The sequence below is a fragment of the Bradyrhizobium sp. SUTN9-2 genome, assembly GCF_003122645.1.
Classification (GTDB): domain Bacteria; phylum Pseudomonadota; class Alphaproteobacteria; order Rhizobiales; family Xanthobacteraceae; genus Bradyrhizobium; species Bradyrhizobium yuanmingense.
Genome location: NZ_LAXE01000001.1, coordinates 6,470,647 through 6,485,612, shown reverse-complemented (window position 1 = coordinate 6,485,612; position 14,966 = coordinate 6,470,647). Strand labels below are relative to the sequence as shown.

The window sequence follows — 14,966 nt, the reverse complement described above, 5'->3', positions numbered from 1 at the left end:
CGCGCTTCCTGCTCGCGCTCAAGGTCGTCCTGTCCGACCGCGGCTNGCGCCGACGCTCGTCTTCGACGAGATCGACACCGGGGTCGGCGGTGCGGTTGCGGACGCCATCGGCGGGCGCCTGGCGCGGCTGGCTGGCAAGGTCCAGGTCATGGCTGTGACCCACGCCCCGCAGGTCGCCGCCCGCGCCGACCAGCACCTGCTCATCTCCAAGGACGCCCTCGATAAGGGCAAGCGCGTCGCCACCCGCGTCAATGCGCTCGCCGCCGACCACCGCCGCGAGGAGATCGCCCGCATGCTCGCCGGCGCCGAGATCACGGCCGAGGCGAGGGCTGCGGCGGAACGGCTGCTCAAGGCGGCGACGGCTTAGGCTTGTGTCCCGGACGCGCGTAGCGCGAGCCGGGACCCAGAATGCCTGCCGCGACATGGGCCCCGGCTCTGCAGCGCACCGCTGAAGGAGCGCTGCGCTGCGCCCGGGGCACGAGATTTCCGCAAGCCTTTACCCTCCCGCCCGCTCCGTCGTATCCAAGCGCCATGGCCAGAGCAGCAAAATCCAAAGCAACACCGCTACGCGACGTCGCCGAGCTCACCAAGGCGCAGGCCAAGGTCGAGCATAAGCGGCTCGCCCTCGAGATCGAGGGGCACAACGATCGCTACTATCAGGAGGACGCGCCCACCGTCACCGACGCCGAATACGACGCGCTGCGCCAGCGCCTCAACGCGATCGAGGCGCGTTTTCCCGAGTTCGTCACCGCGGACTCGCCCTCGCAGAAGGTCGGCGCCGCGCCGTCAGGGCGCTTCAAGAAAGTCCCGCATGCCGTGCCCATGCTGTCGCTCGACAACGCCTTTGCGGAGGAGGACGTGCGCGACTTCGTCGGCCGCATCGTGCGCTTCCTGAAGCTCGACGACGACAAGATCGGCTTCTCCGCCGAGCCGAAGATCGACGGCCTCTCGATGTCGCTGCGCTACGAGGGCGGCGAGCTCGTCACCGCCGCGACGCGCGGCGACGGTGCGGTTGGCGAGGACGTCACCGCCAACATCCGTACGCTCGAAGACGTGCCGCAGAAGCTGAAGGGCCGCAACATCCCCGACATCTGCGAGGTGCGCGGCGAAGTCTACATGACCAAGAAGGCGTTCCTGGCGCTCAACGAACGGCAGAAGGCGGCAGGCGACACCATCTTCGCCAATCCGCGCAATTCGGCCGCCGGCTCGCTCCGCCAGAAGGACCCGACCATCACCGCCTCCCGTCCGCTCGGGTTCTTCGCCTATGCCTGGGGGCAGATGAGCGCGATGCCGGAAGACACGCAGAGCGGCATGATCGGCTGGTTCGAGCGCTGCGGTTTCAAGACCAATCCGCTCACCAAGCTCTGTCACTCGGTCGAGGAACTGCTCGCCTTTCATCATGCGATCGAGGAGCAGCGCGCGCGGCTCGACTACGACATCGACGGCGTCGTCTACAAGATCGACCGCATCGACTGGCAGGAGCGGCTCGGCTTCGTCTCGCGCACGCCGCGCTGGGGTATCGCGCACAAATTCCCGGCCGAGCGCGCCATGACGGTGCTGCGGGACATCGAGATCCAGGTCGGCCGCACCGGCTCGTTCACGCCGGTCGGCAAGCTCGAGCCGGTCGGCGTTGGCGGCGTCATCGTGCAGAACGTCACGCTGCACAACGAGGACTACATCAGGGGCATCGGCAACAAGGGCGAGGTGCTGCGCGAGGGGCGCGACATCAGGATCGGTGACACCGTGGTGATTCAGCGCGCCGGCGACGTCATCCCGCAGGTGGTCGACGTCGTCTTCGACAAGCGGCCGAAGAGCGCCAGGGAATTCCACTTCCCGAAGAAGTGCCCGTGTCCGCTGCACACCGACGTCGTGCGCGAGGAGACGGCGACGGGCGAGGAGGGCTCGCGCGCCCGCTGCACCGGCGAGTTCGCCTGTCCCTACCAGAAGATCGAGCATCTGAAGCTGTTCGTGTCGCGGCGGGCCTTCGACATCGACGGCCTCGGCGAGAAGCAGCTCCAGTACTTCTTCGACGAGGGCTGGGTGAAGGAGCCCGCCGACATCTTCACGCTGGAGAAGCGCAACGCAAAACTCAAGCTCGAGGAGATCGAAGGCTACGGCGCGACCTCCGTGCGCAACCTGTTCGGCGCCATCGAGAGCCGGCGCAGAATCGCGCTGGAGCGCTTCATCTTCGCGCTCGGCATGCGCCATGTCGGCGAGACCACGGCGCTGGCGCTGGCGCGCGGCTACGGCTCGTGGGACGCCTTCCATGATGCCTGCCTCAAGGTTGCCAAGGGCGACGAGGAGGCGATCGCGGACATGGACGCGCTCGACCAGATCGGCGACACCGTGATCAAGAGCATCGCCGATTATTTCGGCGAGAGTCACAATCGCGGCATTGTCGAACGCCTGACCAAGGAGGTCGAGATCGTCGACGCCGAGAAGCCGAAGAGCAATTCGGCCGTCGCCGGCAAGACCGTGGTGTTCACGGGCTCGCTGGAGAAGATGACACGGGATGAAGCCAAGGCGACGGCCGAGCGGCTCGGGGCCAAGGTGTCGGGCTCGGTTTCGAAAAAGACCGATCTCGTCGTCGCGGGCCCCGGCGCCGGCTCGAAGCTCGCGGACGCCAACAAGCACGGCGTCAAGGTGCTGACCGAAGACGAGTGGTTGAAGCTGATCGCCGAGTGAGGGGCGCGTTGGCCCCTCGCAACCGTCGTCATCGCACAGGCGCTCCCCCAACAGCTTCCCGTGATGGTACGCGGGGGCGCAAGAGTTCCTTCACCATTCGCGTTGACCCGATGTTTACCGCTTCACGTGAGGCCGCATTTACCAATGCGCGACGTCGCCCCGTGAAAACACCTGCATTCGCTTGAGTGTGCCGCCTGCGCAACGCCGATTAACGCCCCGGCAACCTAAATTAGATACTCACAATAACGATCGAATTGCACGGATGTACTGAGTTCGATCGAACCAGCGTAAGCGTAGCGTGAGCGTATCGATGTCTGTGTTGCGTAACCATCCGAAGGGCGCGCGGTTCGCGTCCTTCGGCATCGGTCTCTGCATCTTCGCATTGATGCCGAGAGAGACCGGCTATCAGGACATTGCCTCGTTGCTGGCGCGCCAACCCGGCGTCGCCGAGCGGTGGCAGAAGCAGGTGTTCTCCGCTGCGTCCTCGATCCAGCTTGCCACCTACAGTTTTTCCCGCCCCATCGGCACCTCGGTTCCGCAGAGCGCGATGGTTCGGCTCGCGAGCCTCGACGGCGGCGACGTCACCGGCGCGATCCGCCGCAATCCGGCGCTTCAGGCACCGCCGCGCTACCACGCATCCGACTTTCCCAAGGTCGATCGCGCCCTGAAGGGCGATCGTCTCGCAATCGTCCCGCCGACTCAGTCGCCTGAGACGGCCGCGCCGGCTGCAGCACCGGCCAAGGAAGATCCCGCGACCTCGAACAGCTCGGTGTTCGGCGCCAAGACCGCCGCATTGCCGCCGGCGATGTCGCCGGAATCCGCGGCCCCGCTCGATCCCGAGCTGCAGGAGGCGATGCGCGCGCCGCCGCTGCCGCAATATTCCAATCCGCCGCAGGCGAGCGAGGCTGCGCGCGCGTTCGCGGTGCAGCCGCTAGAAGCGCTGAAGCGCGCCACGGCGCCGGCTGTTCCCGCGCGCGATCCTTTCAGCGTCAAGACATCGAGCCTGTTCTTCGGCAGCTCCTCGCTGGGCGGCAATCTCGAGACCATCGAGAGCTGGCAGCCCGGCGCCGAGCCGCTGATCGTGATGCCCGACCCCGACATGAAGGTGACGGCCTCGCTGACCCCGCCGACGGCGGAGATCGCCAAGGACATCGAGAGCGGCGAGAGCGTCGCGCCGAAGGGCGAGGTCAACGCCGACAACCAGCGCGGCAAGTCGCCGGCGGAGCGACTCGCGCTCGACGACAAGTCGCGCGCCAAGTCCGAGAAGTGTCTTGCCGAAGCCGTCTATTTCGAGGCCCGCGGCGAAGCCGTGCGCGGCCAGATTGCGGTGGCGCAAGTGGTGATGAACCGCGTCTTCTCCGGCAAATATCCTGACACCGTATGCGGCGCGGTCTATCAGAACAAGCACCGTCACCTGGCCTGTCAGTTCACCTTCGCCTGCGACAACAATGCCGACGTGATCCGCGAACCCGAAATGTGGGAGCGCGCCAAGAAGATCTCCAAGGCGATGCTCGACGGACAGATCTGGCTGCCCGAGGTCGGCAAGTCCACGCATTACCATGCCTATTGGGTCCGCCCGTCCTGGGTCGCCGAGATGAAGAAGCTGTACAAGACCGGCGTGCACACCTTCTATCGGCCGCGCAATTGGGGCGACGGCAGCGAGTTGCCGAGCTGGGGCACGCCGGCGCAAACCGCCGCGCTCTCCGCCGCGCTCGCGCAGGAAGCCAAGAGCTCCGCGGAGTTGGGCGAGCGGCGGTAGCGCCTACAAGTGATCGTCATGCCCGGGCTTGTCCCGGGCATCCACGTTCTTCGTAACGCATGACGTTGATGGCCGGGACAAGCCCGGCCATGACGCGAGAGGTGCCATCACGCCTCGATGTCCAGCGCACAATCGAAATTCGGCGCAGAATGCGTCAGGGCGCCGGCCGACGCATAGTCGACGCCGGTGGCCGCGATGGCGGCGATCGTGTCCAGCGTGACGCCGCCGGACGCCTCCAGCGCGACGCGGCCCGCGTTGAGCCTCACCGCCTCGCGCAGCGTCGCAAGGTCCATATTATCGAGCAGCACCGCATCGGCCATCCCGCTCTCGAGCACCTCGCGCAGCTGCGCCAGCGTGTCGACCTCGATCTCGATCTTGACGAGATGGCCGGCATGGGCGCGGGCGCGCTCCAGCACCGGGCGGATGCCGCCGGCCACCGCAATGTGGTTGTCCTTGATCAGGATCGCATCGTCGAGCCCGAAGCGGTGGTTGAAGCCGCCGCCGCAGCGCACCGCGTATTTCTCCAGCGCCCGCAATCCCGGCGTGGTCTTGCGCGTGCAGCAGATGCGCATCCTGGTGCCTTCGGTGCGGGCGACATAGTCCGCGGTGAGCGTGGCGATGCCCGACAGCCGGCCGACGAAGTTCAGCGCGGTGCGCTCCGCCGTGAGAATGGCGCGCGCCGGGCCCGAGATCGTCAGCACGTGCTGGCCGCGCGCAACCCCCGTGGCATCGCGGACATGTGCGCGCACCTCGATCTCGGGCGAAAGCTTCTGCAAGGTCGCGAGCGCCAGCGGCAATCCGGCGATCACGCCGGACTGGCGCGCGACCAGGATGGCTTGCGCACGCGTCGCCTCCGGGATCGTCGCCAGCGAGGTGATGTCGCCGGCGCGGCCGAGATCCTCGTCGAGCGCGCGCTCAACGGCCGCCTCGATCGCGAGCGGCGAGAGGAAGGCATCGGGATAGAGCAGTGAGGTCGGGGTGATCATGGGGCCTCCTTCAGGCGATCATGGATTGCGCAAGGCGTGGCCGCGGGCGCTCGTCGAGGCTCTCCGCGACCTCGCGCGCCGCGGCGAGTGTGGTCATCGTTCTCTGCGCCAGCGCTGGGTTCTCGGCCGGATCATCGGAACGGCAATGCGCACCGCGGCTTTCGCGCCGCGTCCAGGCCGCAGCGGCGACGAGCAGGGCCGAAATCGCCATGTTGCCGAGGACGCTGCGTCCGGCCTCGCGCTCGAGCCTGACGAAATGGCGCACGGCTTGCGCAAGCCCATCACCGTCGCGGATCACGCCGACATGCGCGCTCATCATTGCGCGCAGCCGCTTCACCTCCGCAGCATCCGGCGTGCCGGCGCGTGGTGTCACCAAAGAGTCGGGAAGGCGTGCCGGCGGGGACACGGTGCGGCCGGCGATGTCATCGGCAATGCGGGCGGCATAGACGACGGCTTCGAGCAGCGAATTCGAGGCAAGCCGGTTGGCGCCATGCGCGCCCGTGGAGGAGACTTCGCCGGCGGCCCAGAGGCCGTCGATCGAGCTGCGACCGCGCGCGTCCACCGCGATGCCGCCCATGTGGTAATGCGCGGCCGTCGCGATCGGAATCGGCTGCGCCGCGGGATCGATGCCGGCGGCGATGCAGCTCGCATGCACGGTCGGAAAACTCGTCGCGAAACGCGCGCCCAGCGCCTGTCGCGCATCGAGGAAGGCGCCGCGCCCGGCCGCGATCTCGGCGAACACGCCGCGGGCCACGATATCGCGGGGCGCGAGCTCCGCGAGCGAGTGGCGGGCGCTCATGAAGCGCTCGCCGTTGCCATTGATCAGCGTTGCCCCTTCGCCGCGCAGCGCTTCGGTGGCGAGCGGTGCCGGGTCGCGGCCGACCATGATGGCAGTCGGGTGGAACTGCACGAATTCAGGATCGGCAATCACGGCGCCGGCGCGGGCGGCGATCGCAAGGCCCGAGCCGCTCGCTTCCGACGGGTTGGTGGTGACGGCGTAGAGATGGCCGAGCCCACCGGTCGCAAGCACGACCGCGCGTGAGGCGAGCACGAGCGGCCGTGCCGCGGGATTGCCGGCATCGCGCAATTGAAGCCCGGTGACCGCGCCGTCCTCGGTCAGCAGTGCTTCGGCGACGAAGCCTTCCATCAGGCGGATCGAGGGCGTGCGGCGCGCGGCCTCGCTCAAGGCCGCGATGATCGCGGCGCCGGCGCCATCGCCGCGCACATGCACGATGCGACTCGCGGAATGCGCAGCTTCGCGTCCGACCGCAAGCCTGCCGTCGAGATCGCGGTCGAACGGCACGCCGTAGGCGAGAAGATCGTGGATGCGCGGCGCAGCCTCCCGCGCAATGCCGAGCGCAACGGCTTCGTCGACGAGGCCGCCGCCGACCGCGACGGTGTCGGCACCGTGTGCCTCCGGCGTATCGCCTTCGGCGACGGCCGCCGCGATGCCGCCTTGCGCCCATGCCGAGGATGCACCGTGCCCGAGCGGGGCCGCCGAGATCAATGTCACCGGCCGCGGCGCGAGCTTCAGCGCGCAGAACAGTCCGGCAAGGCCGCCGCCAACGATGACGACGTCGTCGGCGCGGGCGCGGTCGTGGATGTCGTGTTGCATGTTGCTTGCCCTCAATTTCTCAGATTGATCATGCGCTCGACCGAGCGCCGCGCGCGTTCCGCGAGCGCGGGATCGATCGTCACCTCCTCGCGAAGCGTCAGCAGGCTCTCCAGGATGTTGGCGAGTGTGATCCGCTTCATGTGTGGGCAGAGATTGCAGGGGCGGAGCATCTCCACGTCGGGCAGCTCGGCCCGGACATTATCGGCCATCGAGCATTCCGTGATCATGACGAGCCGCCGCGGCCGCTTCGCGCGTAACCAGTTGATCATGTGCGCGGTCGAGCCGGTGAAGTCGGCTTCCGCCAGCACGTCCGCCGGGCATTCCGGATGCGCGATGATCTGCACGGAGGGATCGGCTTCGCGAAAGCTCCGCAGCTCCTCGCCCGTGAAGCGCTCATGCACCTCGCAGGCGCCTTTCCAGGCGATGATCTTCACGTCGGTCTTCGACGCCACGTAAGTGGCGAGGTATCGGTCGGGCAGGAAGATCACGGTCGGGGCGTTCAGGCTCTCGACCACCTGCACCGCGTTCGAGGACGTGCAGCAGATGTCGACCTCGGCCTTCACCTCCGCCGAGGTGTTGACATAGGCGACAACAGGCACGCCGGGGAACTTCTCCCGCAGCAGCCGCACGTCCGCACCGGTGATGCTGGCGGCGAGCGAGCAGCCCGCGCGCGAATCCGGGATCAAGACGGTCTTGTCCGGATTGAGCAGCTTCGAGGTCTCCGCCATGAAGTGCACACCGCATTGGACGATGATGCCGGCCTTCACCTTGGTGGCTTCGACCGCGAGCTGGAGCGAGTCGCCGCCGATATCGGCGACGCAGTGAAAGATCTCCGGAGCCTGGTAGTTGTGGGCGAGGATGACTGCGCCCCGCGCGCGCTTGAGCTCGTTGATTGCGTGAATCGTCGGGGCCATCAGCGGCCATTCGATCGGCGGGATCACGTGCTTGACGCGGTCATAGAGCGGCGCGGTGGCGCGTTCGACCGCCGGCGACCATTCCAGGGACGGCATCGGCCATGTCGGTCCCGGAGGCACCGGGACGGGGCGCGGGGAGACGGTGGGTTGGCCTTGCGGCCGGTTGGCAAAGTCGTCGCGACCGTAAATTCCAGTGATCGGCATTGAAGCCTCCCAAGTGCTGCCATTAGGTGTGGCGGTTATGCTCAGTTTGAGAATATAGCGGGCCCGAGAAAACCGGCCGAGCAGGCCGGACAGAAGCCATATATACTCAATATGAGTAAATCAGGCATAGCACGCACGCGCGAGTATCGCTAGGGCCTGCCGCACACATTCCCGTCACCGCGCACCTGTCAGGCGAGGTCGGATTGAAACGCAATGCTCCCGCGTCAGCTCTTCGTGGAATGCAATCGTTTTTGCCTTGGGATTTTCATGCATATGCATTAAACGGGCTGTCCCGCGGCTGCTGATTTGCGGCTCCGCCAAGGACAGACGAGGACAACCATGTCGACACAGATCGGCGAGCTCGCTCCGGCCTCGCGCTCCTCCAACTGGCGTACCCCGGCCGTCATCATCCTCTGCGGTTGTGCCATCGGCATGCTCGGCTTCGGTCCGCGCTCGGCGCTCGGCTTCTTCGTGCAGCCGATGAGTCACGAATTCAGCTGGGGCCGTGACGTGTTCGGCCTCGCCATCGCCGTGCAGAATCTGTTGTGGGGACTGGGCCAGCCGTTCGCCGGTGCGGTCGCGGATCGCTTCGGCCTGTTCCGGGTGATGTGCGTCGGCGCGCTGCTCTATGCCGGCGGGCTGCTGTTGATGCGCTATTCCTCGACGCCGATGTCGCTCAACATCGGCGCCGGGGTGATGATCGGCTTTGGTCTGGCTGGCTGCTCGTTCAACCTGGTGCTGTCGGCCTTCACCAAGCTCTTGCCCGCGGAGAAGCGCGGCATCGCGCTCGGCGCCGGCACGGCCGCGGGTTCGTTCGGACAGTTCCTGTTCGCACCGATCGGCGTCGCCTTGATCGACAATTTCGGCTGGCAGCAGGCGCTCTCCGTGTTCGGTTTCCTGATGCTGCTGATCATCCCGCTCTCGCTGGCGCTCTCGACGCCGCCGGTGACAAGCGTGAACAGCGCAACGCCCGCGGATGACCAGACCATCACCAAGGCGCTTGCCGAAGCTTTCGGTCATCGCTCCTACGTGCTCCTGGTGCTCGGCTTCTTCACCTGCGGCTTTCAGCTCGCCTTCATCACCGTGCATCTGCCGGCGTTCCTGGTCGATCGCGGCATCACCGCACAAACCGGCGGCTGGGTGATCGCGGCGATCGGCCTGTTCAACATCATCGGATCGCTCAGCGTGGGGTATCTCCAGAACTACCTTCCCAAGCGCTACATCCTCTCGGCCATCTACTTCACGCGCGCGCTGGCGATCCTCGCTTTCATCTCGTTCCCGATCACGCCGTTCTCGGCGATCGCGTTCGGTGCAATCTCCGGCCTGACCTGGCTGTCGACGGTGCCGCCGACCTCGGCGCTGGTGGCGCTGATGTTCGGAACGCGCTGGCTCGCGACGCTCTACGGCTTTGCCTTCGTCAGCCATCAGGTAGGCGGCTTCCTCGGCGTCTGGCTCGGGGGCATCGTGTTCGAAAAGTTCGGGTCCTACACGCCGATCTGGTGGCTCTCGATCCTGTTCGGCGTGCTCTCGGCGCTGATCAATCTTCCAATCGTCGAGAAACCGGTCCAGCGGGTGGTTGCGCAGCCGGCCTGATCAGCTAAACATCCCCGACAAACAAAGTCAGGGAGTTCAGTCGTGGCCACATTCAAGGCTGTCAGGATCGACAAGGCGGACAAGGGCACCACCGCGCAGCTCGCGCAGTTCGACGAAACCGAGCTGATGGAGGGCGACGTCACCGTCCGCGTCGAATGGTCGACGCTGAACTACAAGGACGGCCTTGCGCTCACCGGCAAGGCGCCGGTGGTGCGCCGCTTCCCGATGATCGCCGGTATCGATTTCGCCGGCACGGTCGAAGCCTCCTCGCATCCGCAGTGGAAGGCGGGCGACAAGGTCGTCTGCACCGGCTGGGGCATGGGCGAGACCCATCTCGGCGCCTATGCCGAGAAGGCGCGGGTGAAGGGCGACTGGCTGGTCGCTCTTCCGCAAGGGCTATCGGCGCGCGATGCCATGGCGATCGGCACCGCCGGCTTCACGGCGATGCTCTCGGTGCTGGCGCTGGAGAAGCACGGCATCTCGCCGAAGAGCGGCCCGGTCGTGGTGACGGGCGCTGCCGGCGGCGTCGGCTCGGTCGCGATCGCCGTGCTCTCGAAGCTCGGCTACCACGTCATCGCTTCGACCGGCCGGGCCTCCGAGGCCGACTACCTGAAGCAGCTGGGGGCTGCCGAGATCATCGATCGCAATGAATTGTCGGCCCCGGCAAAACCCCTCGCCAAGGAGCGCTGGGCCGGCGGCGTCGACAGCGTCGGCTCGACCACCCTCGCCAACCTGCTCTCGATGACGAAATATGGCGGCGCGATCGCGGCCTGCGGCCTGGCCGCCGGCATGGACCTGCCGTCCTCGGTGGCGCCGTTTATTTTGCGCGGAGTGTGCCTTCTCGGCATCGATTCGGTGATGTGCCCGATCGAGCCAAGGAAGGCCGCCTGGCAGCGGTTGGCCTCCGATCTGGATCGGACCAAACTGACTGAAATCACAGAGGAAATTTCGCTCGGCGAGGTTCAGGGCTGGGGCGCGAAAATCCTCGCCGGCCAGGTTCGCGGCCGCGTCGTGGTAAAAATTGTCTGACGGCGTTCAGACTTTACCAACCAAGCTGCTTCAATCTCGCCATGGTTCGTATGGTAAGCAGCGGGTAAAGAGATAAAGGCATCGCCCGCTGCGGGGGTTGGTTCGGAGTTGAGCATGCTTGCGCGTATTGTGTTGGGGGCTGTCACGGCGGCAGCGACGTTTGCGCCGGCCATCGCTGGAAGCATGAACGCCGACGAGGCGCGCCGCTTCGTGGCCGGCAAGGTGTTCGCCTTCACCTGTTTCGACGGCACCCGCGGTGCAGGCCGCATCCTCGACGATCTCGGCGCCGCCGGTGCGGTGCAATTCTCGGGCTCGGGCCCGGTCAAGCACCTCCGACTTCCCGGCAATACGCTCCAGATCCGCGGCCAGAACGTCTGCGCCTCGATCAAGGGCATTCCGTTCGAGCCCTGTTTCAACCTCGAAAAGACCGACGATCGCAGCTTCCGCGGCTCGGTGTCGGGCATGGGCTTCGCCTATTGCGACTTCCGTCACCAGGGCGGCAACCAAATGCTGATGGCGCGCGCTGCGGCGCGGCCGCGCTCGCTGCACCGACCGGAGCACACCGGCACGGTCGCCGCGTCGACCACCGAGGTTGCCGCGCGCGTCGAGACGCCGCGTGTCGAGGGCAGCCGGCTCGAGCCGGTGAAGTCCGAGCCGGCGAAGAACGAGGGACCGCTGGAGCTGCGCCGCTCCACGCAGTGAGCTCGCCTGCGCGAGACAACCCGTGCCATTGATCGTCGAAGGCATCATCGAACATCAAGCCGCCTGCGCCGTAGTCATACGGACGGCGGCTTTCATGCCTTGGTAGCTGTTCGGGCCGCAGTTTGCGCGCGCCGGGGGGCGGTCCCACGCAAGGGTTCAACCATGTCGCTCTATTTCTTCCGCATCAGCACCGGCCGTTATTCCGGCGCCGCCGACCTGCCGTACGAGTTCGAGGATCGCGCAGCCGCCTGGACCGAGATGACCGAGGTGTGCGCCAATCTGCTCAGCGGCATCGCGCGCGGCCTGAAGCCGAACGCCGAGTGGTGCATGGAGCTGCTCGATGAGGACAAGCAGCCGGTCTTTCGAATCAGCCTCGTCGGCGAGGCCATCGGATGTAAAGCGTCCTAGCTCCGACTTGAAGCTGCAATTTACAACTATGACGGGATCGTTTCCTTTCGCGCTCAATCATTTAGCGTGCAAAGTCAGTATTTCTGCGAGGGATTTCGTTAACCAAATCGGAATGTGAGAAGCTCATTTTTTGGGCAATGGCGCAGTCAGGGGAAGCCGACAATGACTCGGCTGCGCGTTCCTTCGGGGGAAGCATGCCCATGTTGAGCCTAGTTCAGAATCTGAGGATCGGGACCAAGCTGGCGATTGCGTCGGCGCTCGGTGTGCTCCTGGTTGGGGCCATGATTGCAAGCCAGATGCTCGGCAATGCGGGAATTCGCGAGAGCAGCCAGAGCGCGCTTGCGCAGCAGCAGATCGCGCGCGACGCAGTCAAGGCCGAGGCTGCGGTTCGCGGCATGCAGCTCGCGGTACGAGACCTTCGTCTTGCCAATAGCCCGGCTGACATTCAGAAGGCCGTCCAGAATCTGGGCGACCGGCAAAAATCGACGAATGCGCTGGTCGATGAAATGCTGAAGCTTTCTCACGAGGCGGAGAACCGCGCTCGGATGGAGAAACTGAGATCGCTGGCTGCGAATTACGAAAAGGCCGCGCAGCAGATCGCCGGCGTGCGCGGCGAAGCCCTGGCCGCCAGCGGTGCAGACGGAGCGGCCCGCGCTGCGAAGCTCAATGAAGACGTCGTTCGCATCGCACGCGAGGTGACCCTGCCGATTGCCGGCGAGCTCGACGTGCTGATCGGCCAGATCGCCGACTACGCAAGGCACAAATCCGAGGAGAAGAATTCCGCGGCCGCGGCCCAAATGAGATCGAGCGAGCAGCTTGCGATCCTGGTCGGCACACTCGCCATGCTCGTCCTCGTCGGCTCCTGGCTGATGTCGTTCCTGACTATCGCGCGGCCGATCCGTGCGCTCACGGTCGCCATGGACAAGCTCGCCGGCGGCGATTTCTCCGTGGTTCTGCCCGGTCTCGGCCGCAAGGACGAAGTCGGCGGCGTCGCGGCGGCCGTTGAAAAGTTCAAGGTCGTCTCGGAGCAGAAGGCGCGCGAGGACGCCGAAGCCAAGATCAGGCAGGACCAGATTGCGTCCGCGCAGCGCAAGGCCGAGATGCACAAGCTGGCTGACAGCTTCGAAGCCGCGATCGGTGAGATCGTCGATACCGTGTCCTCGGCCGCGACCGAGCTGGAAGCTTCCGCCTCGACGCTGACCGCGACCGCGGCGCGCGGCCAGGAGCTCACGACCATGGTTGCTGCCGCTTCCGAGGAAGCGTCCACCAACGTGCAGTCGGTCGCGTCGGCGACCGAAGAGCTGTCGTCGTCGATCACCGAGATCAGCCGGCAGGTGCAGGAATCCGCCCGCGTCGCCGGCGATGCGGTGAACCAGGCTCGCACCACGACCGATCGCGTCGGGGAGCTCTCCGCTGCTGCGGCGCGGATCGGCGACGTGGTCGAGCTGATCAACACCATCGCCGGCCAGACCAATCTCCTGGCGCTCAATGCAACCATCGAGGCCGCGCGCGCCGGCGAGGCAGGCCGCGGCTTTGCCGTCGTCGCTTCGGAGGTCAAGGCGCTTGCCGAGCAGACGGCGAAGGCGACCGGCGAGATCGGCCAGCAGATCGCCAGCATCCAGACCGCCACCGAGCATTCGGTCGGCGCGATCAAGGACATCAGCCACACCATCGAGAAGCTGTCGGAGATCTCCTCGACCATCGCAGCCGCGGTGGAAGAGCAGGGGGCCGCAACGCAGGAGATCTCCCGCAACGTGCAGCAGGCGGCGACGGGCACCCATCAGGTGTCGTCCAACATCACCGACGTGCAGCGCGGCGCGAGCGAGACCGGTTCGGCATCCTCGCAGGTGTTGGGCGCCGCGCAATCGCTGTCCGGCGACAGCAACCGGCTGAAGCTCGAAGTCGGAAAGTTCCTCGATACCGTGCGCGCGGCCTGACACGTGCCTTTTCGCGAGCGTCCGCATCGTAACGGCCGGTGCGGCTGCAACAGAGAGTTGCAGAGAAACCACGATCGCTGCGCACGAGCCGTATTTTTACGTAGCCTCCTGTTAACGCCTGTTTGCGATTATGGGCGCAATCCTTCGGGAAAAGAACCAGCCAGCATTGTTGAACTGACCTTCGCCCGGGTCGTCCGTCGTGACGTCTGCGGCGCAGGTGATGTGCGCGTTGCCGGGTAATCATCGGGATTGTCGTGATGTCGAAGTTGTCGATCGTCTTCAAGCTGCTGACCGTGCTGTCGGTCCTCGTGCTCTCGCTCGCCGGCGTCGGCGTGACGGCGATCGGCACGATGCAGAACATCAACGCCCATACGGTCGAGATCGCGCAGGGCTGGTTGCCGAGCGTGCGTGCGCTCGGCTCGATGCGTGCTGACATCAACGAGCTCCGCGTCGCACTGCGTCTGCACCTGATGCAGGATACTGCCGAAGGCAAGGAGGCCGCCGAGAAGCGCCTGGCAGGCTTGCGCGAACGGATCGAGAAGACCCGCAAGATCTACGAGCCGCTGATCACGCGCGCAGAGGAGCGCTCGCTCTACGAGCAATGGACCAAGGCCTGGGCCGAGTACCTGAACGGCGTGCAGGATGTAATGGCGCTGTCGCGTAAGAGCGTCGGCCGCTTCCCGACCGATGCCAACGAGATGTTGCAGACCAAGGTCGCGAAGATGGCTCAGGCCGCCGATCCGCTGCTCCAGAAGGGCATCGAAATGAACAATCAGGGCGCCGAGCTGGAGACGAAGCAGGCCGCCGACAGCTACGCTACGATCTTCCGTGTGCTGGTCGGGATCATCGTGGCCTCCGTCGTGATCGCGATCGCGGCCGCCTACTATCTCGTGCGCGACGTCTCGCGCGGCATCGCTTCGATCATCCGCCCGATGCAGTCACTCGGCGAAGGCGACCTTGCGGTGGAGGTGCCGCATCGCGGCGAGAAGACCGAGATCGGCTCGATGGCGGATGCGCTCCAGATCTTCAAGGAGGCGCTGATCGCAAAGAAGGCGGCCGACGCTGCGGCGGCGCGCGACGCCGAGGCCAAGATCGAGCGCGGCCGACGTGTCGATGCCATCACCCGCAATTTCG

The 14,966-nt window shown here is 66.0% G+C and carries 11 protein-coding genes and 1 pseudogene; 9 read left to right on the top strand and 3 right to left on the bottom strand.

All coding sequences use genetic code 11. From position 1 onward, the window contains the following. From XF30_RS30050 to XF30_RS30040, 3 genes and pseudogenes are all read left to right on the top strand, one after another. Nucleotides 1-367, top strand: a pseudogene (locus tag XF30_RS30050) (DNA repair protein RecN); the annotation flags it as partial. A 164-nt stretch (nucleotides 368-531) separates the two neighbouring features. Next, on the top strand, nucleotides 532-2,685 hold the full coding sequence (ligA, locus tag XF30_RS30045; protein ID WP_109144666.1) for an NAD-dependent DNA ligase LigA: 2,154 nt from the start codon (nucleotides 532-534) through the stop codon (nucleotides 2,683-2,685). Nucleotides 2,686-2,995: 310 nt separating this feature from the next. Further along, nucleotides 2,996-4,444, top strand: coding sequence for a cell wall hydrolase (locus XF30_RS30040; RefSeq protein WP_036028330.1), 1,449 nt, complete (start codon nucleotides 2,996-2,998; stop codon nucleotides 4,442-4,444). A 107-nt stretch (nucleotides 4,445-4,551) separates the two neighbouring features. Here the strand turns inward: XF30_RS30040 and nadC are convergent, their stop codons facing one another. From nadC to nadA, 3 genes are read right to left on the bottom strand one after another with little or no spacing between them, the layout of a single operon-like run. Further along, nucleotides 4,552-5,430 (bottom strand): carboxylating nicotinate-nucleotide diphosphorylase, encoded by an 879-nt coding sequence (nadC, locus tag XF30_RS30035; RefSeq protein WP_109144665.1) that lies wholly within the window; start codon nucleotides 5,428-5,430, stop codon nucleotides 4,552-4,554. 10 nt (nucleotides 5,431-5,440) lie between these two features. Next, nucleotides 5,441-7,045, bottom strand: a complete 1,605-nt coding sequence (locus XF30_RS30030; RefSeq protein ID WP_109144664.1) for an L-aspartate oxidase — start codon at nucleotides 7,043-7,045, stop codon at nucleotides 5,441-5,443. A gap of 11 nt (nucleotides 7,046-7,056) precedes the next feature. Beyond that, nucleotides 7,057-8,163 carry a quinolinate synthase NadA gene (gene nadA, locus XF30_RS30025; RefSeq protein WP_109144663.1) on the bottom strand — a complete coding sequence of 369 codons (1,107 nt, stop codon included), beginning with the start codon at nucleotides 8,161-8,163 and terminating at the stop codon, nucleotides 7,057-7,059. 339 nt (nucleotides 8,164-8,502) lie between these two features. Here nadA and XF30_RS30020 point away from each other — a divergent pair, with 339 nt between their 5' ends. The 6 genes from XF30_RS30020 to XF30_RS39585 form a co-directional block, all read left to right on the top strand. Next, entirely contained in the window at nucleotides 8,503-9,756 is a 1,254-nt protein-coding gene (locus XF30_RS30020) for an MFS transporter (RefSeq protein ID WP_109144662.1), read from the top strand. Nucleotides 9,757-9,798: 42 nt separating this feature from the next. Continuing rightward, complete coding sequence (gene acuI / locus XF30_RS30015; RefSeq protein WP_036028317.1) at nucleotides 9,799-10,785, top strand: acrylyl-CoA reductase (NADPH); 987 nt, start codon at nucleotides 9,799-9,801, stop codon at nucleotides 10,783-10,785. A 114-nt stretch (nucleotides 10,786-10,899) separates the two neighbouring features. Continuing rightward, nucleotides 10,900-11,487: a hypothetical protein gene (locus tag XF30_RS30010; RefSeq protein WP_109144661.1), complete on the top strand. Its 588-nt coding sequence runs from the start codon at nucleotides 10,900-10,902 to the stop codon at nucleotides 11,485-11,487. A 162-nt stretch (nucleotides 11,488-11,649) separates the two neighbouring features. After that, nucleotides 11,650-11,895 carry a DUF6894 family protein gene (locus XF30_RS30005; RefSeq protein WP_036003604.1) on the top strand — a complete coding sequence of 82 codons (246 nt, stop codon included), beginning with the start codon at nucleotides 11,650-11,652 and terminating at the stop codon, nucleotides 11,893-11,895. 200 nt (nucleotides 11,896-12,095) lie between these two features. Beyond that, the gene (locus XF30_RS30000; RefSeq protein ID WP_109145903.1) at nucleotides 12,096-13,832 is read left to right on the top strand and encodes a methyl-accepting chemotaxis protein; all 1,737 of its coding nucleotides are present in this window, start codon (nucleotides 12,096-12,098) and stop codon (nucleotides 13,830-13,832) included. 257 nt (nucleotides 13,833-14,089) lie between these two features. After that, nucleotides 14,090-14,966: MCP four helix bundle domain-containing protein (locus XF30_RS39585; protein WP_146207813.1), on the top strand; the 877-nt coding region annotated here is incomplete at its 3' end.